The 24,273-nt window shown below is 73.7% G+C and carries 21 protein-coding genes; 11 read left to right on the top strand and 10 right to left on the bottom strand.

Annotation, left to right across the window (positions count from 1 at the left end):
• Positions 1-380 precede the first annotated feature (380 nt).
• The 3 genes from ACZ514_RS30155 to ACZ514_RS30145 all read right to left on the bottom strand — a co-directional run bounded on the left by ACZ514_RS30155 (position 381) and on the right by ACZ514_RS30145 (position 4,257).
• Positions 381-944, bottom strand: a complete 564-nt coding sequence (locus tag ACZ514_RS30155; protein ID WP_468165031.1) for a GNAT family N-acetyltransferase — start codon at positions 942-944, stop codon at positions 381-383.
• 5 nt (positions 945-949) lie between these two features.
• Entirely contained in the window at positions 950-2,215 is a 1,266-nt protein-coding gene (locus ACZ514_RS30150; RefSeq protein WP_469126164.1) for a GAF domain-containing protein, read from the bottom strand.
• A gap of 398 nt (positions 2,216-2,613) precedes the next feature.
• Complete coding sequence (locus ACZ514_RS30145) at positions 2,614-4,257, bottom strand: acyl-CoA dehydrogenase family protein (RefSeq protein ID WP_469126161.1); 1,644 nt, start codon at positions 4,255-4,257, stop codon at positions 2,614-2,616.
• A gap of 17 nt (positions 4,258-4,274) precedes the next feature.
• On the opposite strand from ACZ514_RS30145, the gene ACZ514_RS30140 reads away from it, so the two are divergent.
• The gene (locus ACZ514_RS30140) at positions 4,275-5,399 is read left to right on the top strand and encodes a YihY/virulence factor BrkB family protein (RefSeq protein WP_388946494.1); all 1,125 of its coding nucleotides are present in this window, start codon (positions 4,275-4,277) and stop codon (positions 5,397-5,399) included.
• Positions 5,400-5,589: 190 nt separating this feature from the next.
• On the opposite strand, the gene ACZ514_RS30135 is transcribed toward ACZ514_RS30140, so the two are convergent.
• Positions 5,590-5,985: a VOC family protein gene (locus tag ACZ514_RS30135; protein WP_468697382.1), complete on the bottom strand. Its 396-nt coding sequence runs from the start codon at positions 5,983-5,985 to the stop codon at positions 5,590-5,592.
• 172 nt (positions 5,986-6,157) lie between these two features.
• Here ACZ514_RS30135 and ACZ514_RS30130 point away from each other — a divergent pair, with 172 nt between their 5' ends.
• The 3 genes from ACZ514_RS30130 (at position 6,158) to rsgA (ending at position 8,547) form a co-directional block, all read left to right on the top strand.
• Positions 6,158-6,787: a hypothetical protein gene (locus tag ACZ514_RS30130; protein WP_469126160.1), complete on the top strand. Its 630-nt coding sequence runs from the start codon at positions 6,158-6,160 to the stop codon at positions 6,785-6,787.
• Complete coding sequence (locus tag ACZ514_RS30125) at positions 6,784-7,158, top strand: peptidase inhibitor family I36 protein (RefSeq protein WP_468165023.1); 375 nt, start codon at positions 6,784-6,786, stop codon at positions 7,156-7,158. The genes ACZ514_RS30130 and ACZ514_RS30125 overlap by 4 nt, the downstream gene beginning before the upstream one ends.
• 294 nt (positions 7,159-7,452) lie before the next feature.
• A complete protein-coding gene (gene rsgA / locus ACZ514_RS30120; protein ID WP_468165021.1) occupies positions 7,453-8,547 on the top strand; it encodes a ribosome small subunit-dependent GTPase A in 1,095 nt (364 codons plus the stop codon).
• A 296-nt stretch (positions 8,548-8,843) separates the two neighbouring features.
• Here rsgA and ACZ514_RS30115 read toward each other — a convergent pair whose 3' ends face one another.
• Both ACZ514_RS30115 and ACZ514_RS30110 read right to left on the bottom strand, forming a co-directional pair.
• Positions 8,844-9,326, bottom strand: a complete 483-nt coding sequence (locus ACZ514_RS30115) for a DUF456 domain-containing protein (protein ID WP_468175675.1) — start codon at positions 9,324-9,326, stop codon at positions 8,844-8,846.
• Positions 9,327-9,350: 24 nt separating this feature from the next.
• The gene (locus tag ACZ514_RS30110; protein WP_468175672.1) at positions 9,351-10,316 is read right to left on the bottom strand and encodes a helix-turn-helix domain-containing protein; all 966 of its coding nucleotides are present in this window, start codon (positions 10,314-10,316) and stop codon (positions 9,351-9,353) included.
• Positions 10,317-10,580: 264 nt separating this feature from the next.
• Here ACZ514_RS30110 and ACZ514_RS30105 point away from each other — a divergent pair, with 264 nt between their 5' ends.
• The 3 genes from ACZ514_RS30105 (at position 10,581) to ACZ514_RS30095 (ending at position 14,221) form a co-directional block, all read left to right on the top strand.
• Positions 10,581-11,840, top strand: a complete 1,260-nt coding sequence (locus tag ACZ514_RS30105) for a protein phosphatase 2C domain-containing protein (protein ID WP_468175664.1) — start codon at positions 10,581-10,583, stop codon at positions 11,838-11,840.
• Positions 11,841-11,905: 65 nt separating this feature from the next.
• Complete coding sequence (locus ACZ514_RS30100) at positions 11,906-13,648, top strand: pyruvate dehydrogenase (RefSeq protein WP_469126159.1); 1,743 nt, start codon at positions 11,906-11,908, stop codon at positions 13,646-13,648.
• A 183-nt stretch (positions 13,649-13,831) separates the two neighbouring features.
• The gene (locus ACZ514_RS30095; protein WP_468175658.1) at positions 13,832-14,221 is read left to right on the top strand and encodes an ATP-binding protein; all 390 of its coding nucleotides are present in this window, start codon (positions 13,832-13,834) and stop codon (positions 14,219-14,221) included.
• A gap of 54 nt (positions 14,222-14,275) precedes the next feature.
• Here ACZ514_RS30095 and ACZ514_RS30090 read toward each other — a convergent pair whose 3' ends face one another.
• Both ACZ514_RS30090 and ACZ514_RS30085 read right to left on the bottom strand, forming a co-directional pair.
• Positions 14,276-15,334: a DUF2637 domain-containing protein gene (locus ACZ514_RS30090; RefSeq protein ID WP_468175655.1), complete on the bottom strand. Its 1,059-nt coding sequence runs from the start codon at positions 15,332-15,334 to the stop codon at positions 14,276-14,278.
• Between the two features lie 192 nt (positions 15,335-15,526).
• Positions 15,527-16,396: a (2Fe-2S)-binding protein gene (locus ACZ514_RS30085; RefSeq protein WP_468175651.1), complete on the bottom strand. Its 870-nt coding sequence runs from the start codon at positions 16,394-16,396 to the stop codon at positions 15,527-15,529.
• Positions 16,397-16,448: 52 nt separating this feature from the next.
• Between ACZ514_RS30085 and ACZ514_RS30080 the strand changes: the two genes are divergently transcribed.
• Positions 16,449-17,258, top strand: a complete 810-nt coding sequence (locus tag ACZ514_RS30080) for a GntR family transcriptional regulator (protein ID WP_468175681.1) — start codon at positions 16,449-16,451, stop codon at positions 17,256-17,258.
• A 56-nt stretch (positions 17,259-17,314) separates the two neighbouring features.
• Here ACZ514_RS30080 and ACZ514_RS30075 read toward each other — a convergent pair whose 3' ends face one another.
• On the bottom strand, positions 17,315-18,070 hold the full coding sequence (locus ACZ514_RS30075; RefSeq protein ID WP_469126163.1) for a hypothetical protein: 756 nt from the start codon (positions 18,068-18,070) through the stop codon (positions 17,315-17,317).
• 190 nt (positions 18,071-18,260) lie between these two features.
• Entirely contained in the window at positions 18,261-19,937 is a 1,677-nt protein-coding gene (locus ACZ514_RS30070; protein ID WP_468175648.1) for a PucR family transcriptional regulator, read from the bottom strand.
• 252 nt (positions 19,938-20,189) lie between these two features.
• On the opposite strand from ACZ514_RS30070, the gene ACZ514_RS30065 reads away from it, so the two are divergent.
• From ACZ514_RS30065 to ACZ514_RS30055, 3 genes are read left to right on the top strand one after another with little or no spacing between them, the layout of a single operon-like run.
• Positions 20,190-21,083 (top strand): FAD binding domain-containing protein, encoded by an 894-nt coding sequence (locus ACZ514_RS30065; protein ID WP_467891937.1) that lies wholly within the window; start codon positions 20,190-20,192, stop codon positions 21,081-21,083.
• Between the two features lie 2 nt (positions 21,084-21,085).
• Positions 21,086-21,685, top strand: coding sequence for a (2Fe-2S)-binding protein (locus tag ACZ514_RS30060; RefSeq protein ID WP_468175645.1), 600 nt, complete (start codon positions 21,086-21,088; stop codon positions 21,683-21,685).
• 2 nt (positions 21,686-21,687) lie between these two features.
• Positions 21,688-24,090, top strand: coding sequence for a xanthine dehydrogenase family protein molybdopterin-binding subunit (locus ACZ514_RS30055; RefSeq protein ID WP_468175641.1), 2,403 nt, complete (start codon positions 21,688-21,690; stop codon positions 24,088-24,090).
• Positions 24,091-24,273 lie beyond the last annotated feature (183 nt).

The raw sequence follows: 24,273 nt of genomic DNA, 5'->3' as shown, positions 1-24,273 counted from the left end.
GATCCGGAACGGGCGCCGAACATCGAAGCCCGCCCCGGACGACACCCCACCCCGGCACCGACCCCGCCCCGAAGCCACCCCACCGAACCCCGCCCGGCAGGGCGACCGTCCGGTGGGGCACCCCCGGCCCGAAGCCCTGCCCGGCAGGGCGACCGTCTGGCGGGGCACCGGCCCGAGCCCCCGCCCCGCAGGGCGACCGTCCGGTGGGGCACCGGCCCGAGCCCCCGCCCGGCAGGACGGCCGTCCGGTGGGGCACCCCAGCCCGAAGCCCCGCCCGGCAGGGCGACCGTCCGGTGGGGCACCCCGGCCCGAAGCCCCGCCCGGCAGGGCAGCGGCGCCGGCAGGGCAGCACCCCGCCCCCCGAACCGCCCGGCCAGGGCCTACGCTCCCGGCCACGGCCCCGGCGTAGGCGTGGCTTCCTTCAGTTCCGTCTCCGTCCGGAAGACCTTGAACCCCCGCCGCTGGTAGTTGGCCATCGCCGTCGGCCCGTCCTGGCTGCACGTGTGCACCCAGACCCGCCGCGTGGGCTCGCGGTCCGGCCAGCGGGACGCGAGGTCCCAGGCGCGGGCCGTGCCGAAGGTCAGCAGGTGTCCGCCGATGCGGCGGCCCCGGAAGTCGGGCAGGAGCCCGAAGTACATGATCTCGACCACACCGTCGGGCTGCGCGTCCAGCTCCACGTACCCGGCCGGGGTGCCCCGGTCGTACGCGACCCACGTCTCCACCCCGGGCCGGTTCAGCCGCTCCGCCCATTCCGCGCGGGTCAGCGACAGCCGGTCCGTCCAGTGGATGTCCCCGCCCACCGAGGCGTAGAGGAACCGGCTGAACTCCGGCGAGGGGACCTCCGAGCGGACGATCGTGATCTCCGGACCCGGTACCGCCGCCGGGACGAGGTCCGACGCCGAGGTCATCTCGAGGGACCAGGTGGTGAGTGTGATGGTGCTCATGCGGTTCAGGGAATCACGGCCGCCGCGCCGTGGCCCACGCGGGCCCGGATGACCGCCGGGGCGGTGGAGTGGGGCAGGAGCCGGGCCGGGTCCGCCGGGCGGATCAGCTCCACTTCCACGTCCTCCGCGAAGCGGTACGGCCGGTGCGTCAGGACACCGGCGAGGTGCCGCCGTACCCGGGACAGCTCGGCGCGGACCGTCACCGTCCGCGTCGGGTCCCCGAACAGTTCGCCGGCCAGTTCCGCCGCCGTACGCCCGCGCGGCGCCTCCGCCAGCAGGAACAGCAGCTCCGCGTGGCGCGGGCTCAGCTCCTGGGACCAGCTGCCGGCGGCCCCGTACACCGTCGCCGACCAGGACCGGGGCCGGCTCAGGTCCAGCACCACCCGGCTCACCGCCGCGGCGGCGCCGCGCGGCTCGGCCAGCCGCAGCAGCCACCCGCCGGGCAGCGGCTCGGCGACGCAGTCGCCCAGCTGCGCGACCCGTACCGGCCCGGGGCCGAGGGCCTTCGGCAGGGCGACCCGGTCGGCGGGGGCCAGCCCCGTCACGGCCGCCGTCCAGCCGTGCGGGTCCACGGCCACGGCCCGCCCGGGCAGCCGGGCCAGCAGCGGGGCCGCCACCGCCCGCAGCCGCTCCAGGGACTCCAGGTGCCGCACCCGCAGCTCCCGCTCGGCGAGGCGGGCCACGGAGCTCACCCAGGCCAGGGTCGCCGGGTGCATGGTGGCGAGCGGCCCGCTGACGTCGACCACGCCGAGCAGCCGCCCGTCCCTCGGGTCGTGCACGGGGGCCCCGGCGCAGGTCCAGTCGTGGTGACTGGAGACGAAGTGCTCCGCCGAGAACACCTGGACCGGGCGCCCCGTCACCAGGGCCGTGCCCACCCCGTTCGTGCCGACCACGGCCTCGTCCCAGTCGGCCCCCACCGCGAAGCCCAGCCGGTCGGCCTTGCGCAGGATCGACCGGTGTCCCTCCCGCCACAGCAGCCGCCCGTCCGCGTCGGCGACGACCATGATGTGCAGGGACTCGTCCAGGGCCGGCAGCAGCCCCTCGCGCAGCACCGGGAGGACCTCCCTCAGGGGCGACACCTGCCTCCGCTCCTCGGTCTCGGCCGCGGACAGCATCCGCGAGCGCGCGTCCTGGTCGGGGTGCACCCCGACGGCCAGCATCCGCCTCCAGGACTCGGCGATCTCCGGGCGGGGGGCGGCCGGCGGCCGGTCCCCGGCCAGCGCGGCGGCCCGTACCCCCTTGAGCAGGCGCGTCGCCTCGCGCGCGTCCATCGCCGAGATGCGCGCCACGTCGACCGTGCTGCCTGCGGTGTTGGCCACCGGAACCTCCCCGTGCTGAACAGGACGTACTGCCGGAGCCGCCCCCGGTGCCGCACGCGCGTGTTACCCCGGCACATGCGGCGGGCGAATTCCGAGCCGTAAGGAATGCAGGGTTGCAACGGTATGCAACCCTCGCCAACCCCCGGTCACCCGACCGAAACTATGGGCACGCCGCCGAGCGGCGTGACAGCTCCTTCCTCGGGGCTCTTGGACCAGGGGTGGTGCCGAGTCGGCGCGGCGCCACCCCCGGTCCCACCTCCACGGGCTCGGATCCGGTGCTGAGCGTTCCGGCGGCCGTAGCGGTTTGGGGACCACGACGGCCCGGGAGCACGGTGGTTTGGGGACCGCCGTCAGCCCGTGATCCGCGCCCGTGCCACCACCGCGGCCAGGTCCAGGCTGTGCGGCAGCGTTCCGAAGGCCGCCCCCCAGTCACCGCCGAGCCGCGACGCGCAGAACGCGTCCGCCACCTCCGGCGGAGCCCACCGCACCAGGAGCGAGCCCTGCAGCACCAGGGCCATCCGCTCCACCACCCGGCGGGCCCGTGCCTCGATGCCGTCGAGGTCGGCCAGCTCCGTCAGCAGGTCCTTGATCGCCGCGTCCAGCCGGTGGTCGGCGCCCCGGGCCAGGCCGACCTCCTGGAGGAAGGCGTTCAGGGCCTGCGGCTCCCGCTGGAGGGCGCGCAGCACGTCCAGGGACTGCACGTTGCCCGAGCCCTCCCAGATGGAGTTCACGGGGGACTCGCGCAGCAGCCTGGGCAGCCCGGACTCCTCGACGTAGCCGTTGCCGCCCAGGCACTCCAGGGCCTCCGCCACCATCGGCGTGCAGCGCTTGGTCACCCAGTACTTCGCGGCGGGCACGGCCAGGCGCAGGAAGGCCCGCTCCTGGTCGGTCCCGGCGTCGTACGCGGCCGCGAGACGGAGCGTCAGGGCCGTCGCCGCCTCCGACTCCAGGGCGAGGTCGGCGAGGACGTTGCGCATCAGCGGCTGCTGGATGAGCGGTGCTCCGAAAGCAGAGCGGTGCTCCGCATGGTGGACGGCCTGCGTCAGTGCCTGCCGCATCAGCGAGGCCGAACCGATCACGCAGTCCAGCCGGGTCGCCGCCACCATCTCGATGATGGTCCGCACCCCCCGGCCCTCCTCGCCCACCCGCCGCGCCCACGTCCCGTCGAACTCGATCTCCCCCGACGCGTTCGACTTGTTGCCCAGCTTGTCCTTCAGCCGCTGGATCGCGAACGCGTTGCGCGTCCCGTCCGGCAGCACCCGCGGCACCAGGAAACAGGTCAGCCCTCCCGGCGCCTGCGCCAGCACCAGGAACCCGTCCGACATCGGCGCCGAGCAGAACCACTTGTGCCCGGTCAGCACGTACTCCCCGGAGGCGTCCAGCGGCGCCGCCGTCGTCGTGTTCGCCCGTACGTCGCTGCCGCCCTGCTTCTCCGTCATCCCCATCCCGAAGAGCACCCCGGCCTTCTGCCCGGCCGGCCGCAGCCCCTCCTCGTAGACGTGCGAGGTCAGCCGCGGCTCCCACTCCGCCGCCAGCTCCGGATCGGCCCGCAGCGCCGGCACGGCGGCGTGCGTCATCGAGACCGGGCAGCCGTGCCCCGACTCCGCCTGCGACCACAGGAAGAAACCCGCCGCGCGCCGCAGGTGCCCGGCCGGACGCCCCCAGGCGTCCGTCAGCCCGGCGCCCACCGCGTGCCCGAGCAGCCGGTGCCACGAAGGGTGGAACTCCACCTCGTCGATCCGGTTCCCGTACCGGTCGTGCGTCCGCAGGACCGGCGGGTGCTCGTTCGCCTCCCGGCCCCATTGCTGCGCCTGCGCGGAACCCGCGGCACGTCCGAGGGCGGTGAGCTCCCCGAGCACCTCCTCGCGGAGTTCCGGGGCCGCGCCGGCGAGGTGCCGCTCCACGCCCTCCGTGAGGGCACGGTCGCCGAGGTAGACCTCGTACCCCACGAGGGGAGGGGCCTGGTTGCTGACTGTGTGGGTGGTGGCTGCCATGCGGATACCGTAAGGACGTGCAGCCAGCAAAAGAAACACCCGAGGGCTTCCCGGTACGGCCGGGACGGCTCCACCGGGCCCGCGCCCTCTACCGCAACGTCTCCAAGCGCACGATGGGCTGGCTGCTCCTCAAAGACACCGTCAACTCCTGCATCGAGTACCGGATCCTCGGCCTCGCCGCCGAAGCGGCCTTCTTCACCCTCCTGTCCCTGCCCCCGCTCTTCCTCGGCCTGCTGGGCCTGCTCGGCTACGTGGACGGCTGGACCAACACCGAGTCCGTCGCCAGCATCGAGGAGAACATCCTGCGCGCGGTCGGCACCGTCCTGTCCGACCGGGGCGTCAACGACATCGCCAGACCCATGCTCGACGACGTCACCAGCCGCGGCCGCCCCGACCTGATCTCCCTCGGCTTCGCCTTCGCGCTGTGGTCGGGCTCGCGCGCCGTCAACGTCTTCATCGACACCATCACCGTCATGTACGGGCTCGACGGCCAGCGGGGCATCGTCAAGACGCGGCTGCTCGCCTTCCTCCTCTACGTGATCGCCCTGCTGATCGGCGCGATCGTGCTCCCGCTGATGGTGGTCGGGCCGGACGCCGTCGTCCGCCTGGTGCCCTGGAGCACGGAGGTGATCGCCGTCCTCTACTGGCCCGTGGTCACCCTGCTCTCCATCGCCTTCCTGACCACGCTCTACCACGTCTCCGTGCCCGTCCGCTCCCCGTGGATCGAGGACGTGCCGGGCGCGCTGGTGGCGCTCGCGATGTGGGTGCTCGGCTCGTTCCTGCTGCGGATCTACCTGACCAACACGGTGGAGGGGCCGACGATCTACGGCTCCCTGGCCGCGCCCGTCGCGATCCTGCTGTGGATCGGCATCTCCGCCTTCGCGGTCCTCGTCGGCGCCGCCGTCAACGCCGCCATCGACCGGGTCTGGCCCTCGGTGGCCACCGCCGCCGCCCGCGAGGCCAACGAACGGGCCCGCGAGGCCGAGGCCGCCCGGCTCGTCGCCCGCGCCGCCGCCTGGCGGGCCCTCGCCGAGGGGGAGTCCGAGGACGACGAGGACGCCGGAATGCCCTCGGAGTTCCCCGAGCGCTGGTCGAACTTCCTGCCGCCCGACGACTACACCTCCCGCCTGCGCAAGCACTGACGGCGGGCCCCCTGGGGTGGCCCGGCCGCGACGTGCGCCGCCTCGCCGGGCGCACGGCCGCGTACGAGGACCCGTGCGCGGCCCCCGAAGCGCCGGCCCGGACGCGCCTCGCCGCCTCCGGGTACGGGCCCCGCACCCCGGGCCGGGTGCCGCGCCTCCGGCGCGCCCGGGCCGGAACGGCCCTCGGGGCCTACACGGCGGCGGGGGCGAACAGTGAGACCCCGCAGCCGTCCGGGTCGAGCACCACCGCGTAGCGCTGCCCCCAGAAGGCGTCCCAGGGCTCGAGGTGCCCCTCGTACCCGGCGCCCGTCAGCTCCGCGTACAGCGCGTCCACCTCGGCGGGGGAGTCGCACAGAAAAGCGAGCTCCCGGCGCGCGCCGCCGCTCGGCGGGGTCCAGGAGGGGTCGAAGGACCGGACCGTCTCCTCCGTGTCCCAGCCGATCCGCAGCCCGCCGGGCAGTACGGCCTCGACGTGCGGCTGGGTGTCGGCGCCGGCCGGGACGTCCAGACCGAGCCGGCGGTAGAAGGCGAGCGAGGCGGCCATGTCGGAGACGACCAGGCCGATCATGTCGAGTCGTGGAGTCATGCACCGCAGGCTAGGCGGACGGCCGGGCCGCGGTCTTGAAGGAAACGGACATCGCGGGAAGGGCACACGGACGCCGCCACGCGCCCCGGCCCGGTCCCCGGAGCCGCGCAGCCCACCGTGTCCGCGGCCGCCCTTGATCGTTCGGGGTGGTGTGAGGTTGTGCGCTGCCCGGATGCGGGCGATCGGCCGCGGGGCGACGGGCATCGTCGTGGCGGTGCTGTGCGCCGGCGCGTGCGCCGGACCGTCCCGGCCGGAGCCGCCCACCTCGGAGCCGGCGCGCAGTGACCTGATCAAGGCCGCCCAGCAGCTCCTGGTGAACCGCTGCCTGGAGGCCCGCGGGGCAGCGGGACCGCCACCGCGGCAGGACGTGCTGTTCGGGACCGCCCCGGCCGAGCTGTCGGTCACGCTCGCCACCGGACACACGGTCCGTACGCACACCGACGGCTGCCTGGCCGAGGCGCACCGCGACCTCTACGGCGACCAGGCCGGCTGGTTCCGTGCCGAGGTCACCGTCAACAACCTGCGCGCCGAGGCCCAGGCCCGGCTGGCGCAAGACCCCGCGTACCGGGACGCACTCGCCCGCCGCGCGGCGTGCGAGGACCAGGACGCCCGCTGCGTCGGCGCGACCGGCCTCCGGGAACTGCGCGCCCGGCTGGAGCCCGTCCGCCTCGCCGAGGTCCGCGCCGCACACCGCGGCGACATCGCCACCTACGACCGGCTGCGCGACCGCGCACTGCGCCGCGCGGCCGCACTGCTGTCCGCCGACCAGACCCCCCACCGGAAAGGCCACGACCCCTCATGAAGAACAGGCTGACCACCGCCGCCGCCACCGCACTCCTCGTCCTCACCGCGGGCCTGGCCGCGGCGGCCCCGGCCGGCGCGGCCGACTGCCCCAGCGGCGAGTTCTGCGCCTGGACGGACGTCGACTACCAGGGCCAGCGCGCCAACTGGAGCGGCGACGACACCTGGTGGGAGAGCTACATCGCCGACGAGGACTCCTCCTGGGCCAACCACGGCATCTCCGGCCCCGGCATCAAGGACCACGTACAGGTCTACTCCGCGAGCGGACTGGGCGGCCACATGACCCTCTGCCTCGCCCCCGGCCAGGAGGTCAACCACAACGCCGCCGCCAACGACGCCGGCGATTCCCACACCTGGACCATGAGCTGCTGAGAAACCCGCCCCCGGCCGCCGGCCCCCGGATTTAATCGGTGGTGCGGTGGCCCGGGGCGGGGCTATGGTTCTGCTCGTTCCGAGGCGCGGCCGTGTGCCGTCGCCGAGGGCGTGGTGCCGGTTCGTCGAGAAGAAGCAGGAGGTGAGGACATTGATGACTGTCACGGTGACGGGCTTTGCCCGCATTCAGGAGTTCATCATCGTTTCCGCCCCTGTGGTCTCCGGCTGACCTCACACTCTCTCCGCACCGCCGCCGAGCGGGCGCTGCCGGGGCCACCCTGTGAAGGGTTCCCCTTGTCTCTCTCTTCTTCCTCCTCTTCCCTCTCCTCCCTGTCCTCCTTCGGCTGGGACGGGGCGTGGGCCGACGAGTTCGCCCCCTACGCCGCCCAGGGACTCCTCCCCGGCCGCGTCGTGCGGGTCGACCGGGGCCAGTGCGACGTGATGACGGAGGACGGCGTGATCCGCGCCGACACCGCGTTCGTCACGCCCCACGACCCGCTGCGGGTCATCTGCACGGGCGACTGGGCCGCCGTCGAGGCGACCGGCAACCCCCGTTACGTGAAGGCGTACCTGCCGCGCCGGACCGCCTTCGTGCGGTCCACCTCCTCGCAGCGGTCCGAGGGGCAGATCCTCGCCGCCAACGTCGACCACGCGATCATCGCCGTCTCGCTCGCCGTCGAGCTCGACCTCGGCAGGATCGAGCGGTTCCTCGCGCTGGCGTGGGAGTCGGGGGCGCAGCCGCTGGTCGTCCTGACCAAGGCCGACCTGGTCCCGGACCCGAGCACGCTGGCCCACCTGGTGCGGGACGTGGAGACCACCGCGCCGGGCGTGCAGGTCCTCACCGTCTCCTCCCACACGGGGGAGGGCACCGACGTGCTCGCCGCGGTCGTCGCCGACGGTACGAGCGTGCTGCTCGGCGTCTCCGGCGCGGGCAAGTCCACGCTGGCCAACGCGCTCCTCGGTGCCGACGTCATGCAGGTCCAGCAGATCCGCGAGGTCGACGGCAAGGGCCGCCACACCACCACCACGCGCAACCTGCTCGCCCTGCCGGGCGGGGGCGTCCTGATCGACACCCCGGGGCTGCGCGGCGTCGGACTCTTCGACGCGGAGGCGGGGGTGGGGCAGGTGTTCTCGGAGATCGAGGAGTACGCCGCGCAGTGCCGCTTCCACGACTGCGCGCACGAGGCGGAGCCGGGGTGCGCGGTGCTGGAGGCGGTGGCGGAGGGCGCGCTGCCCGAGCGGCGCCTGGAGAGCTACCGCAAGCTGCTGCGCGAGAACCAGCGGATCGTCGCGAAGACCGACGCCAGGCTGCGGGCGGAGATCCGGCGGGACTGGCGCATGAAGTCGGCGGTGGGGCGCGCGAACTACGCGGCGAAGCGGGGTCATTAGGCTCTGCCCTGGCCGGACCTCTGCCCTGCCGGGCCTTTGCTCTGGCCGGGCGGGGGCTCGGTGGGATGTTTTCGGCGCTGGACCGGTGGCCGGGGCGGGCTTCGATGTTCGGCGCCCGTTCCGGATCCGGTTGTGGGGGGTGGCTCGCGCCGAATGCATCTCGTTTCAGCCCCGGACGGCACCCACCCCGTCCCCGCCCCCTCACGCAGCGACTCCGGCCTGGCCCTCGACTCCAGCCCCGCCACCCTCAGCCTCGCCGGCTTCGAGGTCCAGGGTCCCGTGCAGGGCCGCCGGGGTCACGTGGACAGGACCGTTCCCAGCCACGCCGCCGTGACCAGAAGGCAGGCGAGCAGCTCCACCAGCACGCTCGTCCCCACCGCCCGCATCACCGTCCGGACCGACGCCCACGCCTCCCCGTGCGCGCCGAGCCGGCGGCGCTCGGAGAGGTAGATCCCGCCGATGAAGCCCGGCACCGCCCCGACCACCGGCAGCAGGACGAAGCCGGCCACCGCGCCCGCGCCCGCGTACGCCGCCGTGCGGCGGGTGACCCCGACGCCGCGCAGCCGCCGCGGCGGCAGCTGCCACTTCACCACCTGCACCACCAGCAGCAGGGCCGTCGAGGCGACCAGGACCGCCCATGCGGCGGTGGAGCGCTCGTGCAGGGACCACCACAGCAGCCCCGCCCAGACCAGCCACGTCCCGGGCACGCCGGGGACCAGTACCCCCAGCACCCCGAGCAGCAGCACCAGCCCCACCAGGAGCAGCTGAGGCAGATCCATGGGCTCAGCGTGACCGACGCCCGGCTAGCGGGCCACCCAGCCCCGTTCGTACGCGTGCCAGCCGAGCTGGAGCCGCGTCGTCACGCCCGTCAGCTCCATCAGTCCCTTCACGCGCCGCTGGACCGTCCGCAGGCCCAGGTCGAGGTGCTTGGCCACGCTCGCGTCCGTCATCCCGGCCAGCAGCAGGGAGAGGATCTCCAGGTCGGTGGTGTCGGGGCCGCCGTCGCTCTCCTCCGGGTGGCCCGTGACGCCCAGCCGCAGGGGGAGGGACTCCCGCCACACCGCCTCGAAGAGGCCGCGCAGAGCTTCGAGCAGGCCCGACGCGTGGACCACCAGGGCCGTCGGCTCCGCCCCGCGGGCCGTCAGCGGGACCATGGCGAGGGTGCCGTCCGCGATCACCAGCCTCGTGGGGACCGTGCCCGTCACCCGGATCCGTTCGCCGCGGGCGAGCGCGCCGGAGGCCTCCCGCATCCCGGCGGGCAGCGTGAGCACCTCGCGCTCGACGACCACCCGGTGCTCGACGCCGCGTACGGAGGCTTCGTGGTCCGGCCCGGCCGCCGGCTGGTGCCGGCCGCTGACCAGGGCGCAGACCTCGTGCGCCGCGCCCAGCCGGAGCTGGTGGAAGCGGTGGGCCACGGCGCTCGCGCCCGTCACCACCTCCACCAGGTCGTGCACGGGGGGTTCGGCCGCTTCCGCCCGGTACTGGCGCGCGAGCAGCGCCGCGGCCGTCTCGGCCCGCTCCAGTTCGTGCCGCTGCTGGGTCAGCAGGGCGCCGAGGGCGACCTCCGGAGGCGCCGCCACCCAGCGGCCCGGCTGCGCCGAGGACCGGGCCGCGAGGCCGTGGCGTTCCAGGTGGCGCAGGGCCCGCTCGGTCTGCGGCACGGGCAGCGTCAGCCGGTGTGCCAGGTCGGGCACCTCCGCAGCCCCCAGTGCCACCAGCGCGCGGTACGCCGATTCCTGGCCCTCGTCCAGGCCTATCGCTCCCAGCAACCCGTCCACCCCACTCCCCAGAGCCGTTCCCGGCGGGGAGCGGCCACGGCGCGAACCCGCCACCGCCATCTTCGCCGCATCCCCCGCTCCACCGTCACGGCGGCTCCCCCGCGCACCAACATCCTCCCGGCATGGGTCTTTTACGGGGTGGTGAGGTGCTTTCGTGCGCTTGGAGCGATGCGTCCCACCTGCCGGGCGAGGATCCGGGGGGCCTTTTCGTGCATTCGGGGTTTTCCGCCGCCCGGGCGGGCCGAGAATGGGGGCATGAGTCAGCAGGGCGCCGAGGACTGGTGGCAGAAGCTGTACGAGGACCCCGAGGCGGGTCCCGCCCCCGACCCGGGGGAGACGCTGGACCAGCGCTTCCGCTCGGCGTCGGTCCTGGTGACCGGTCCCGAACCCCCGTTGCCCGGGCCCCGGCGGGAGCCGCCCCCGACGGCCGACGCGCCGCCCGCCCCGCCGCCGGCGGTTCCGGCTCCCGAGGGCCTGCCGTCCGGGTACCGGATCGCCGGCCCGCCCCCGGCCCCGCCCCTGCCCCCGCAGCGCACGGCGCCCCCCGCAGCGGATCCGGTGGTGGCCGGGGAGACCGGGTACGCGCGGGGGGACGTGGCCGTGCCGCCGGCCCCCGGCCCGGGCTGGGACCCGCCACCCGAACCGGAGCCGGAGTCCGAACGGCCCGCGGTGCGCCACCTCGGCGACCGTGCCCCCACCTACGCCGCCGAGCCGGGGGCACTGCCCGCGGCCGACCCCGCCGCGCTCGACTTCCTGACCCCGGACACCGTCCTGGAGGGCGCCCGCTACGGCACGTACACCCTGCGGGCCGCCTCGCTGCGCGGGGACTCCGCCCGCTACCGCGGCGAGGCCCGGCGGGACTTCCTGCTCACCGCCCGCTTCGGCAGCGGTGACGGAGCGCTGGTGCTGGTGGTCCTGGCGGGCGGGGACCGGGCCGCGCCCGGGGCCCGCGAGGCCGCCGCCGAGCTGGGCCACCTCGTCGCGGCGGCGGTCGGGCGCAGCCGGGAGAGGCTGGCCGAGGACATCCGGGCGGGCCGGCGCGAAGCCCTGCTGTCGGGGCTCCAGCGCCTCACCGACCGGGGCTACGGGCGGCTGCGGGCCCGTGCCGCCGAACTCGGGCTCGCGGAGGAGGCGTACACCGCCGGGCTGCGGGGGCTCCTGCTGCCCCTGGACCCGCACTGCCCCCACCGGGTCTTCTTCGGCGCGGGCGCGGGAGGGGCCTTCCGGCTGCGCGCCGGCCGCTGGCAGGACCTGGAGGCCGCCGAGCCGGCCGGCGGGGCGACCGGCGGCGCCTTCCGGTTCCGGGCGTCCGTGGCCCGCCCGGGTGACACCCTGCTGCTCTGCTCCGGCGGTCTCGCGGAGCCGATGCGGGAGGAGGGCCTGCTCCCGGCCGAGCTGGCCGCCCGCTGGTCGCAGGGGGAGCCGCCGGGTCTGGCGGCGTTCCTCGCGGACGTCCAGCTGCGCCTCAAGGGCTACGCCGACGACCGGACGGCCGTCGCGCTCTGGGAGGCGTAGCCGGGCGGGACGTGCGTGGATGGAAGGCGCACACGGCTCGCGCGGAACCGGAAAGGGCGCCTTCCATGGCCAAGCAGAACGTGGCGGAGCAGTTCGTGGACATCCTGGTGCGCGCGGGCGTGCGCCGGATGTACGGAGTCGTCGGCGACAGCCTGAACCCGGTCGTCGACGCGATCCGCCGGACGGGCGGCATCGAGTGGATCCAGGTCCGCCACGAGGAGACGGCCGCGTTCGCCGCGGGCGCCGAGGCCCAGATCACCGGCCGGCTCGCCGCCTGCGCGGGCTCCTGCGGGCCCGGCAACCTCCACCTGATCAACGGTCTGTACGACGCCCACCGCTCCATGGCCCCCGTCCTCGCCCTCGCCTCGCACATCCCCTCCGGCGAGATCGGGCTCGGCTACTTCCAGGAGACCCACCCCGACCAGCTGTTCCGCGAGTGCAGCCACTACAGCGAGCTGATCTCCAACCCGGCCCAGATGCCCCGGCTGCTCCAGACCGCCATCCAGCACGCCATCGGCCGCGGCGGGGTCAGCGTCGTCGCGCTGCCGGGGGACATCGCCGCGCAGGCGGCTCCGGAGAAGGCGGTGGAGCACGCCCTGGTGACGGCCCGGCCGACCGTACGGCCCGGTGAAGAGGAGATCGAGAAGCTGGTCCGGCTGGTCGACGCGGCCGACAGGGTGACGCTCTTCTGCGGCAGCGGCACCGCGGGCGCGCACGCCGAGGTCATGGAGTTCGCCGGCCGGGTCAAGGCCCCCGTCGGCCACGCCCTGCGCGGCAAGGAATGGATCCAGTACGACAATCCGTACGACGTCGGCATGAGCGGTCTGCTGGGCTACGGCGCCGCCTACGAGGCCACGCACGAGTGCGACCTGCTGGTCCTGCTCGGCACGGACTTCCCGTACAACGCCTTCCTCCCCGACGACGTGAAGATCGTTCAGGTGGACATCCGGCCCGAACACCTGGGCCGACGCTCGCAGCTGGACCTGGCGGTCTGGGGGGACGTACGGGAGACCCTGCGCGCGCTGAACACGAGGGTGCGGCCCAAGGTGGACCGCCGCTTCCTGGACCGGATGCTGAAGAAGCACGCGGACGCGCTGGAGGGGGTGGTGAAGGCGTACACGCGCAAGGTGGAGAAGCACATGCCGATCCACCCCGAGTACGTGGCCTCCGTACTCGACGAACTTGCCGACGACGATGCCGTGTTCACCGTCGACACGGGCATGTGCAACGTCTGGGCGGCGCGCTATCTTTCCCCGAACGGCAAGCGGCGCATCATCGGCTCCTTCAGCCACGGCTCCATGGCCAACGCCCTCCCGCAGGCCATCGGCGCGCAGTTCACCGACCGCCGCCGTCAAGTGGTGTCGATGTCGGGCGACGGCGGCTTCTCGATGCTGATGGGAGATTTCCTCACCCTGGTGCAGTACGACCTGCCCGTCAAAGTGGTCCTCTTCAACAACTCCTCCCTGGGGATGGTCGAGCTGGAGATGCTGGTTTCCGGCCTTCCCTCGTACGGAACGACGAACCACAATCCGGACTTCGCCGCGATCGCCCGCGCGGCGGGCGCCTACGGGGTGCGGGTGGAGAAGCCCAAGCAGCTCACGGGCGCTTTGAAGGACGCGTTCCGGCACAAGGGGCCCGCGCTGGTGGACGTGGTGACCGACCCCGACGCCCTGTCGATGCCGCCCAGGATCAGTGCCGGGATGGTGACCGGATTCGCTCTGTCCGCCGGCAAGACCGTGCTGGACGGCGGGGTCGGCCGGATGGTCCACATGGCTCGTTCCAACCTGCGGAACCTGCCCAGGCCTTGAGGCCGAAGGAGTGCGGACCGTACCCAGGGGCATGCATTCCGTAGACCTGTTCGAGACCACGGGCAGCGCTATGCGGGGAGGTATGTCGCCGTGCGGGTGGGGGCGAAGACCGGGAAGACGTGGAGGACCGAACGGCCCTTGGCGCGGGAGCCGTCGACGGGTGCCGGACAGGACCGCGCCGAGATGACGCGCAGCCTGCGCCGGGCCGATCTGAAGGCCGTGGGCGAGGTGCGCCGGGCCCTGCGGGAGCTGCTGCGGCACCGCTGCCGCGGCGAGACGGCCGACGTGGCCGAACTGCTGATCACCGAGGCCGTCACCAACGCCCTCGTGCACACCGAACAGGGCGCCGAGGTGTCCGCGAGCCTCAGGAGCGGCCGGCTCCGGGTCGAGGTCCTTGACCACGCCGCACTGCTGCCCCGGTCGTACGTACCGTCCGCCGACGACGGTACGCACGGCCGCGGGCTGGTCCTGATGCAGGCGCTGGCCGACGACTGGGGCGTGGACCCGCTCGGGCCGGGGCGCGGCAAGGTGGTCTGGTTCGAGCTGGGGGTGACGGGCACGGGCCGGCCCTGAGCGTGCGGAAGCGGGGCACCCCCGGGGGCACCCCGCTCCGTGCGTGCGGTCCGGTCAGCCGAACTGCTGCTCCAGGTCCTTCAGTTTGCGCTCCAGGGAGTCGAGCCGGGGGATCGTCTGGGTGTCGTCCTCGGCGGTGAGGTCCACCGTCCGGGGGCCGGGCGGATCAAGGGGTTCGGTTCCGTTCACGGCCTGCAGTGAGGGCCTTCGGCGCAGGGGCAGCTGTTCCGCTTCCGATATGGCGGGCTCCGCGCCGACCGGCGCGGAGCCCGACCCGGGGGCGAGCCCCGGCAGGTCGACCTGGCGTCCCCGGGTCCGCCCGAAGGCCCTGTTCTGCCGGCCCAGCGCCTTGATGTGGGCGCGGTCCAGGCGGTGCTGCTCCCGCCTGCGGTGCCGGTCCTGTTCCCGCTCCTTCTTGTCCTCGCGCACCTCGTCCACCGCCTCGTCGAGGGTGCGTACCCCCTCCAGCAGCATGAGCGACCAGGCGCCGAAGGTCTCCCGGGGCGCCCGCAGCCAGCGGACCATGCGGATCTGCGGCAGCGGGCGCGGGATCAGGCCCTGCTCGCGCAGCGCCGCCCGGCGGGTCTGCTTGAGGGCCCGGTCGAAGAGCACCGCCGCCGAGAGCGACATCCCGGCGAAGAACTGCGGGGCACCGTCGTGACCCGAACCCCGCGGCGCGTGCACCCAGTTGAACCAGGCCGCCGCCCCGGCGAAGAGCCAGACCAGCATCCGGGAGCCGAGGGCCGCGTCGCCGTGGCTGGCCTCGCGGACGGCGAGCACCGAGCAGAACATGGCGGCGCCGTCGAGGCCGAAGGGGACGAGGTACTCCCAGCCTCCGGAGAGGTTCAGGTTCTGCCGGCCGAAGCCGACCAGCCCGTGGAAGGAGAGCGCGGCGGCCACCGCCGCGCAGCAGAAGAGCAGGACGTAGGAGGCGGTTCCGTAGACGGCCTCCTTGCGGCGGCGGCGTTCCTCGCTGCGTTCCCAGCTGTCGTCGGCCGCCGCCTTCTCGCCCTCACGCTTGCCACGGGCCAGCACCGCCACTGCCGCAAGCACGCCCAGGAGCAACAGGCCGCCGGGCAGCAGCCAGTCCAGCGATATGTCGGTCAGTCTCATGCGGATGTCCCTTGCCTCGCGTATGCGGCGTTCCGGGCGCCATAGTGGCGCAGCCGGTCAGGGGTGCACGTGGGTTTCGGGGCAAGTGGACGCCATCGGGGGGCCGGTCCCGTCGGATAGGGTGTTGTGGGTCGAACTGGCGCTCGTTCGGGCCTGGTTGCGTTCGAATCCACTTCATCCGTACGGGTGGGTTCAGGCGGTGGCCGCCGTGAGCCGGGTGACGCGGTCCGCGTCGCAGGTGCGCGGGCAGGTCGTGCAGGTGTCCTCCGGGCGGATCGTGTAGAAGAAGCAGCAGCTCGCCCGGTCCCGGGTGGTGATCTCCGTCCCGCCGGTACCGGCGAGGGCCCGGAAGCCGGCGCCGGCCGTGTACGGGGCGAGCGCGCCCGGCAGCAGCAGTTCCAGCTCGCGCACGGCCCGCCGCTCCTCGCCGAGCAGGCTCCCGACGTACCAGAGCCCCTCGACCACCTCGTCGGCGGCCATCGCCCACAGCGCGCGGCGGCCGCGCCGCATCCTCGGGCCGAAACCCTCCAGCAGCGGTCCGAGGTGCTGGGCCACGGCTGCCCGCACCTCCTCGCGCAGGGCCTCCTCGCCGGGGACGACCCGCGCCCCGGGGAGGGAGGCCGCCGGGTCGTCCGGCAGGCAGGCGAACTCCTCCACGCGTACGGACATCCGCCCCTGGGTCCGGTGGAAGGCCACCCGGTCCACGGGCAGCCGGGGCACCCGGCGTTCCAGGAACCACGGGACCGTGATCAGCAGGCAGGCGGGCCAGGCGTACCGGTGGAGCCCGAACCCGGCCACCACGTCGGGCCGGCCCCGGCGCCCGTAGTCCCGCAGGACCTGGGCCTCGTCCCAGGCGAGGTGGGCGTCCAGCGCCGCCCCGCCCGCCGCGAGCTCGTGCGCGCCGACCCATCCCGCACCGCGGGGGAGGGGTTCGTGCGCGCCGCGCTCCTCGGCCCGCAGGCCCGGATGGGCGGCCGCCAGGCGCTCGTACGCACGGGCCACCGGAGAGCCGGCCGGGGCGGGTGCGGACGGGAGCGGGGCGGGAACAGCCGAGCCGGGCATGGCGGACCACCGAATCACGCGTCGGGAGGAGAGGTAAGGCTTACCTTAGCTGATCTCCGCCGGGGTGGGGAGGCCGGGCGTCGCTCCGGCGCCCCCCACGGCCCCGTCACCTATCCTCGGAACCGGTCGAGACCCGGAGGAGGACCGAGTGCACGAAGCGGCCCACGCCCTGGTGTCGGACGAGCCGGTGGGGCCGGCGGAGCGGGCGCCGTCGGACGAGCCCCTGATCCCGCCGCAGAAGGTGCTGCGCCATTCGGTGCGCGGACAGGTCCTCGAGGCGCTGCGCGCCGCCCTCGTGGACGGGGAGCTGGCGCCGGGAGAGATCCACTCGGGCCCCGCGCTCGCCGAGCGGTTCGGGGTCTCGGCGACCCCCGTCCGCGAGGCGATGCAGCAGCTCGCGCTGGAGGGGGCGGTGGAATGCCTGCCCAACCGGGGCTTCCGGGTGCTGAGCCGGACCCCCCGCGCCCAGGCGGAACTGGCCGAGGTCCGGGCCCTGATCGAAGTGCCCGTCATGCTCCGGCTGGCCCGCTCGGTGCCCGCCGCGACCTGGGAGTCCCTGCGCCCGGCCGCCCTCGCCACCGCCGAGGCGGCCGCCGAGGGGGACCTGCCCCGGTACGCGGACGCCGACCGGGCCTTCCACCGGGCCGTGCTCTCCCTCTCGGGCAACGGCCAGCTGGCGCGGATCGCGGAGGAATTGCACCGGCGCGCCCAGTGGCCCCTGCCCGGCGCCCCGCGCGTGCGCCGCGCCGACCTGGTGGCCGACGCGGCCGAGCACTCGGCCCTGCTGGAGGCGCTGATCGCGCGGGACCTCCTGGTGGTGGAGTCGCTCGTGCGCGAGCACTTCGCGGGCGCGCCGGCCTGAGAGCCCGGGGCCCGGCCGGGACGCCCGCCTCAGGCCCGCCCGCAGCCGCCGCGCCCCTACGCCGCGGGGGCCAGCTGGTCCGCCAGCCACGTCGGGATGCCGCCCAGCAGGTGGAACAGCCGCCGGGCCTCCGCGCGCAGCCGGGCGGCCTCGGGCTCCGGTTCCACCTCGGCCAGCGCCGCCAGCGCCGGGGCCGTGCCGACCAGGAACCCCAGGTCCTCCCGGATCCGCAGCGACTCGGAGAAGCCCTTGCGGGCCTCGGCGACCTCGCCGTCCCGCAGCGCCAGCGCGGCGAGGTGGCGCCACGTGAAGGACAGCAGCAGCGTGTCCCCGTGGGCCAACGCGCCCGTGTGCGCGCGGTGGTACGCCGGCCGGGCCGCCTGCGGGGCGTCCGCCAGGTGCTCGGCGACCAGCCCCCGCCGGAAGTCCAGCAGCGGGCGCGTCCGCGACCCGGGCGACAGCAGGGCGGCCGCGCGGCCCAGCGCCGAGCGGGCCTCGTCGGCCCGGTCCCGTACGCCGAGCACGGTCGCCGCGTACGCCAATTGGCCCCGCTCGCAGGCCGCCGCGCCGCGCTCGTCGTCGTTGTGGGCCACGGCCTCGGCCACCCGCAGCGCGTCCTCCGCGTCGGCCCAGCCCTGGCCGGTGAACAGGCACCGCTCCACCAGGAGCGCGGTGCGCTGCACCGCCGCCCCCGCCTCGTCCGCGTGCGGCGTCAGCAGGGCCGCCGCGTCCGTCCAACAGCCGCGCGAGCGCAGCCGCCATATCGCCCGCTGGAGGGGGTCGTCGCCCCCCGTAGATCCCGCACCGGACATGGCGGTATCCGCCACAGTGCCCTCCCCGAAGCAACCAAGCAGCACGTCGTTGAGCCCTGGGGCGAAATGAGAGCACGGATCGGCTGCATCGGCCAAGGGGTCGGGTGAACTCTTTCACAAAGTCCGGACGGCTCGTCAGCCGCCCCGGCCCGGTCCCTGCCGGGGCCACCCCCCGCGATCAGGGAACCGGTCAGCTCATGCGCAGCGCGAGGAAGAAGTCGAGCTTGTCCTCCAGGCGCGAAAGGTCCCGTCCCGTCAGCTGCTCGATTCGCCCGACCCGGTAGCGCAGCGTGTTGACGTGCAGGTGCAGCCGCGTCGCGCAGCGCGTCCAGGAGCCGTCGCAGTCCAGGAACGCCTCCAGGGTCGGGATGAGCTCCGCCCGGTGCCTGCGGTCGTAGTCGCGCAGCGGGTCCAGCAGGCGGGCCGTGAAGGCGCGGCGGACGTCGTCCGGCACGAAGGGCAGCAGCAGGACGTGCGAGGCCAGCTCGTGGTGGCCGGCCGCACAGACCCGGCCGGGCCGGGCCGCCGCGACCCGGCGGGCGTGCCGGGCCTCCTCCAGCGCCCCGCGCAGTCCCTCGGCGGAGTGCACGGCCGCGCTGACGCCGAGGGTGAGCCGGCCGTCGTCGGCCAGGCCGGCCGCCAGGGGCTCGCGTACGGCCGCCAGGAGCACGTCGGCGTGCAGGGCGGAGTCCGGGCCCCCGTCCTCGCCGGCGTCGCCGGAGAGCGCGGCCAGCGGTACGAGGGCGATCGCCTCGTCACCCGCGTGGGCCACCGCGATCCGGTCGGACGGTTCGGGTCCGGCCATGGACGGGTCGACCAGGATCTCCTCCAGCAGCGACTGGGCCACCGGGCCGCCGGGGATGTCCCCGCCCTCCCAGTCCACCCGCGCCACCACGACCTGCCAGTGCGGGGCGACGCCCAGCCCGGGCAGCAGGACGGGCGCGGCCACCCGCAGGCGGGCGGCGATCTCGGCGGGCGGGGCGCCCGTCTGGACCAGCTCCAGCACCTCCTGCGCCAGGCGGCGGCGCACCGTGCGCGCCGCGTCGCGGCGGTCCCGCTCCACCGCGATGAGCTGGGTGACGCCCTGGAGCAGGTCCAGGCGCTCGGCCGGCCAGTCGCCCGCGTCCGCCTCGACGGCCAGCAGCCAGTCGGACAGCACGCTCTCACGCACGTCACGCGCGGCGGCGGCCGGGCCCCGGCCGTGTCCCCTGATCGGGAAGAGGGAGTACGTAATACCCTGGATGGACATCCGGTGCGGACCCCTGCGGCCGGTCCGGACCGCCGCGAGGTGTTCGCTGGCCAGCGCCGCGCAGATGCCCGGAGCGAGCGGCTCGCCGGCCCCGGCGATCTGCCGGCCGGTGGGCGAGAGCACCCAGGCCCGCAGATCGAGGTCCGTGGTGAGCAGATCCAGCACCACATCGGGTCCGCCGCCCGCGGGGCCCGAGGTCATCAGACGCCGGTGGCGGTCCACGACCGCCGCCAGGTCGCCCGCGCGTTCCCCGGAGACCTGCCGCACCACGTATTCCGTGATGGTCGCGAACGCGACGTCCTCGTTCACCGCGAAGAGCGGCAGCCGGTTGCGCCGACAGGCCGAAACCAGATCGTCGGGGATGTCTCCCAGTTCCGCTTCGCCGGCCGCGAGACCCGCCACTCCCGCGCTCGCGAGGATTCGTACGAATGGCTCGGAGTCGGCTGAATTTCTTCGCCATGCCAGCCCCGTGAGGACAAGTTCTCCCCCCGACAGGTATCGGCTGGGATCCCTCAGGTCGGTCGTCATGACCCCGCGGACCGTCCGGTCGAGTTCTTCCTCGCCGCCCAGCAGCCGCAGCCCCAGCGCCTCGGTTTCCAGCAGTGCGCGCAGCCGCATGATGTCGCCGCCGATCTGTCTCGATGTTGCCGTTGGAAATCGGGCAGGTCGTCGCATCCTGCCTTTCATACGAATCTACAAGACGAAGGAGGCCGCCAGCCAACTCCTTCATGGTTTCGGTGACTGCACCCGAGGGACACCGGGCTTGTGTACTGGCTCCACACCGCGTTAACAGCACGTGAACGACCAGTCGAGGGCCCTTCGGCCTCCTGGCTTGAAGTGAACGACCCGATTAAGAAGAAGAGAGCCGACATGGACTTCCTTCGCCCCGCCAGCTGGGAGGAGGCACTCGCCGCCAAGGCCGAGTACCCCACAGCTGTGCCGATTGCGGGTGGCACCGACATCATGGTCGAGATCAACTTCGATCACCGCCGTCCGGAATACCTCCTGGACCTCAACCGCATCGAGCTGCTGCGGGAGTGGGAGGTCGGCGAGGAGGTCACCAAGCTCGGCGCCTCCGTCCCGTACACCCAGATCATGGAGAACCTGCGCGGTACGCTGCCGGGTCTCGCGCTCGCCTCGCACACGGTCGCGTCCCCGCAGATCCGCAACCGCGGCGGTGTCGGCGGCAACCTCGGTTGCGCCTCGCCCGCCGGTGACTCCCACCCCGCCCTGCTCGCCGCCGACTGCCACGTCGAGGTCGAGTCGGTGCGCGGCTCCCGCCTGATCCCGATCGACGAGTTCTACACCGGTGTGAAGCGCAACGCGCTCGCCGCCGACGAGCTCATCAAGACGGTCCACATCAAGAACGCCACGGGCCCGCAGCAGTACTCGAAGGTCGGCACCCGCAACGCGATGGTCATCGCCGTCTGCGGTTTCGGCCTCGCGCTGCACACCGACACCCGCACCGTGCGTACGGGCATCGCCTCCGCCGCCCCCACCCCGATCCGGGCCAAGGCCGCCGAGGAGTTCCTGAACGCCGCGCTCGAAGAGGGCGGTTTCTGGGACAACGGCAAGGTCATCACCCCGTCGATCGCCAAGCAGTTCGGTGAACTCGCCTCCGGCGCGTGCAACCCGATCGACGACGTCCGCGGCACGGCGAAGTACCGCCGTCACGCGGTTGGCATCCTTGCTCGCCGTCAGCTCGTCTGGACGTGGGAGCAGTACCGCGGCGACAACGGCCGCTCGCTTGAAGGGGCTGCGTAACCATGCGCGTCAATTTCACTGTCAACGGTCGTCCGCAGGAAGCCGACGACGTGTGGGAGGGCGAGTCCCTCCTCTACGTGCTGCGCGAGCGTCTGGGCCTGCCCGGCTCCAAGAACGCCTGCGAGCAGGGCGAGTGCGGTTCCTGCACCGTCCGTCTCGACGGAGTGCCCGTCTGTTCCTGCCTGGTCGCGGCCGGCCAGGTCGAGGGCCGCGACGTCGTGACCGTCGAGGGCCTGGCGGACTTCGCCAAGCAGCGCGAGGCGCACGGCCACGCCTGCGGCACCAGCGCGTGCGGCGGCTCCCAGGGCGTCTCCACCGACGAGGCCAAGCAGTGGTCCGCCAAGGGCACCGACTCCCAGACCGGTGAGGGCGCCGAGCTCTCCAACATCCAGCAGGCGTTCATCGACGCCGGCGCCGTCCAGTGCGGTTTCTGCACCCCGGGCCTGCTGGTCCAGGCCGACGCCCTCCTGGAGAGCAACGCCGACCCGTCCGACCAGGACATCCGTGAGGCCCTGTCCGGCAACCTCTGCCGCTGCACGGGCTACGAGAAGATCCTCGACGCGGTCCGCCTCGCGGCCGCCCGTCAGGGAGAGGCTGTCTGATCATGGCCAACACCCGCACCACTCCCTCCGGTACGCCGACGAACGTCACCCAGAAGCACAACAAGGGCGGCATCGGCGAGTCCACGCTGCGCCCCGACGGCACCCTCAAGGTCACCGGCGAGTTCGCGTACTCCTCGGACATGTGGCACGAGGACATGCTGTGGGGCCAGACCCTGCGCAGCACCGTCGCCCACGCCGAGATCGCGTCCATCGACATCTCCGAGGCGCTCGCCACCCCCGGCGTGTACTCCGTGCTCACGTACGCGGACCTGCCGGCCGAGATGAAGAACTACGGCCTCGAGATCCAGGACACCCCCGTCCTCGCCAACGGCCGGGTACGTCACCACGGCGAGCCGGTCGCCCTCGTGGCCGCCGACCACCCGGAGACCGCCCGCCGCGCCGCCGCCAAGATCAAGATCGACTACCGGGAGCTGCCGCTCGTCACGGACGAGGCCTCCGCCCTCGCCGCCGACGCGCCGCTGATCCACGAGGGCCGCGACGACCACCACGCCGGTCACGTCCCGCACCCGAACATCGTGCACCGCCAGCCGATCATCCGCGGCAACGTGGAGGAGGCCCGCAAGCGCGCCGACGTCATCGTCGAGGGCGAGTACACCTTCGGCATGCAGGACCAGGCCTTCCTCGGCCCCGAGTCCGGCCTCGCCGTGCCGTCCGAGGACGGCGGCGTCGACCTGTACGTCGCCACCCAGTGGCTGCACTCGGACCTCAAGCAGATCGCCCCCGTCCTCGGCCTGCCCGAGGAGAAGGTGCGCATGACGCTCTCCGGCGTCGGCGGTGCCTTCGGCGGCCGCGAGGACATCTCGATGCAGATCCACGCCTGCCTGCTGGCCCTCGCGACCAACAAGCCGGTCAAGATGGTCTACAACCGTTTCGAGTCCTTCTTCGGCCACGTGCACCGCCACCCGGCGAAGCTGTACTACGAGCACGGCGCCACCAAGGACGGCAAGATCACGCACATGAAGTGCAGGATCGTGCTCGACGGCGGTGCCTACGCGTCGGCCTCCCCGGCCGTCGTCGGCAACGCGTCCTCCCTCTCGGTGGGCCCGTACGTCATCGACGACGTGGACATCGAGGCGATCGCGCTCTACACGAACAACCCGCCCTGCGGCGCGATGCGCGGCTTCGGCGCCGTCCAGGCCTGCTTCGCGTACGAGGCCCAGATGGACAAGCTCGCGGCGAAGCTGGGCATGGACCCGGTCGAGTTCCGCCAGCTCAACGCCATGGAGCAGGGCACGATCATGCCCACCGGCCAGGTCGTGGACTCCCCGGCCCCGGTCGCCGAGCTGCTGCGCCGGGTCAAGGCCCGCCCGCTGCCGCCGGAGCGCCAGTGGGAGAGCGCCGGCGAGGGCGCGGACGTCCGCGCCCTGCCGGGCGGCCTGTCCAACACCACGCACGGCGAGGGCGTCGTCCGAGGCGTCGGCTACGCGGTCGGCATCAAGAACGTCGGCTTCTCCGAGGGCTTCGACGACTACTCGACCGCCCGCGTGCGCCTCGAGGTCATCAACGGCGAGCCCGTCGCGATGGTCCACACGGCCATGGCGGAGGTCGGCCAGGGCGGTGTCACCGTCCACGCGCAGATCGCCCGTACGGAGCTGGGCGTCACGCAGGTGACCATCCACCCGGCCGACACGCAGGTCGGCTCCGCCGGTTCCACGTCCGCCTCCCGGCAGACGTACATGACCGGCGGCGCCGTGAAGAACACCTGTGAGGCCGTCCGCGAGGCCGTCCTCGAGATCGGCCGCCGCAAGAACGGCTCCTACCACCCGGCGTGGGCGACCGCCGAGCTGCTCCTGGAGGGCGGCAAGGTCGTCACCGACGCCGGCGAGGTGCTCGCGGACCTGGCGGACATCCTGGAGGGCGAGGAGCCGATCGACCTCGAGCTCGAGTTCCGTCACCGCCCGACCGTCCCGTTCGACCTGGTCACCGGCCAGGGCGACGGCCACGTCCAGTACACCTTCGCCGCGCACCGCGCGGTCGTCGAGGTGGACACCGAGCTCGGCCTCGTCAAGGTCGTCGAGCTGGCGACTGCCCAGGACGTCGGCAAGGCGCTGAACATGCTCTCCGTGGTCGGCCAGATCCAGGGCGGCACCACCCAGGGCCTCGGCGTGGCGGTCATGGAAGAGATCATCGTGGACCCGAAGACCGCGAAGGTGCGCAACCCCTCCTTCACGGACTACCTGATCCCGACCATCCTGGACACCCCGACCATCCCGGTCGACGTCCTGGAGCTGGCCGACCCGAACGCGCCGTACGGCCTGCGCGGTCTCGGCGAGGCCCCGACCCTCTCGTCCACCCCGGCCGTCCTCGCGGCGATCCGGCAGGCGACGGGTCTGGAGCTCAACAAGACGCCGATCCGTCCGGAAGCCCTCACCGGCACCCTCTAGGACGGCGTGGTCCGGGGGCCGAACGGCCCCCGGACCGTCACACCCCGGATTTCCGGGCGGCGCGGTACGGGAACGTCACACTTCACGCCGCGCCGCCCGGAGCACCACGCACCAGTACCGCACCGCTCGCGGTCAGCGTCACCCGCAGAACCCCTGCGAAACCCCCACGTAGTACCAGCGGTC

The organism is Streptomyces sp. NPDC034086, assembly GCF_055575515.1.
The sequence above is the reverse complement of the archived record's forward strand: the minus strand, read 5'-3'. Positions and strand labels throughout refer to the sequence as shown.

Excerpts from the sequence above, each read along its gene's own strand:
- ACZ514_RS30155 (WP_468165031.1), bottom strand. The coding sequence starts at position 944 with ATGAGCACCATCACACTCACCACCTGGTCCCTCGAGATGACCTCGGCG.
- ACZ514_RS30150 (WP_469126164.1), bottom strand. The coding sequence starts at position 2,215 with ATGGACGCGCGCGAGGCGACGCGCCTGCTCAAGGGGGTACGGGCCGCC.
- ACZ514_RS30145 (WP_469126161.1), bottom strand. The coding sequence starts at position 4,257 with ATGGCAGCCACCACCCACACAGTCAGCAACCAGGCCCCTCCCCTCGTG.
- ACZ514_RS30135 (WP_468697382.1), bottom strand. The coding sequence starts at position 5,985 with ATGACTCCACGACTCGACATGATCGGCCTGGTCGTCTCCGACATGGCC.
- ACZ514_RS30130 (WP_469126160.1), top strand. The coding sequence starts at position 6,158 with ATGCGGGCGATCGGCCGCGGGGCGACGGGCATCGTCGTGGCGGTGCTG.
- ACZ514_RS30125 (WP_468165023.1), top strand. The coding sequence starts at position 6,784 with ATGAAGAACAGGCTGACCACCGCCGCCGCCACCGCACTCCTCGTCCTC.
- ACZ514_RS30115 (WP_468175675.1), bottom strand. The coding sequence starts at position 9,326 with ATGGATCTGCCTCAGCTGCTCCTGGTGGGGCTGGTGCTGCTGCTCGGG.
- ACZ514_RS30105 (WP_468175664.1), top strand. The coding sequence starts at position 10,581 with ATGAGTCAGCAGGGCGCCGAGGACTGGTGGCAGAAGCTGTACGAGGAC.
- ACZ514_RS30100 (WP_469126159.1), top strand. The coding sequence starts at position 11,906 with ATGGCCAAGCAGAACGTGGCGGAGCAGTTCGTGGACATCCTGGTGCGC.
- ACZ514_RS30095 (WP_468175658.1), top strand. The coding sequence starts at position 13,832 with ATGACGCGCAGCCTGCGCCGGGCCGATCTGAAGGCCGTGGGCGAGGTG.
- ACZ514_RS30090 (WP_468175655.1), bottom strand. The coding sequence starts at position 15,334 with ATGAGACTGACCGACATATCGCTGGACTGGCTGCTGCCCGGCGGCCTG.
- ACZ514_RS30085 (WP_468175651.1), bottom strand. The coding sequence starts at position 16,396 with ATGCCCGGCTCGGCTGTTCCCGCCCCGCTCCCGTCCGCACCCGCCCCG.
- ACZ514_RS30075 (WP_469126163.1), bottom strand. The coding sequence starts at position 18,070 with ATGTCCGGTGCGGGATCTACGGGGGGCGACGACCCCCTCCAGCGGGCG.
- ACZ514_RS30070 (WP_468175648.1), bottom strand. The coding sequence starts at position 19,937 with ATGCGGCTGCGCGCACTGCTGGAAACCGAGGCGCTGGGGCTGCGGCTG.
- ACZ514_RS30065 (WP_467891937.1), top strand. The coding sequence starts at position 20,190 with ATGGACTTCCTTCGCCCCGCCAGCTGGGAGGAGGCACTCGCCGCCAAG.
- ACZ514_RS30060 (WP_468175645.1), top strand. The coding sequence starts at position 21,086 with ATGCGCGTCAATTTCACTGTCAACGGTCGTCCGCAGGAAGCCGACGAC.
- ACZ514_RS30055 (WP_468175641.1), top strand. The coding sequence starts at position 21,688 with ATGGCCAACACCCGCACCACTCCCTCCGGTACGCCGACGAACGTCACC.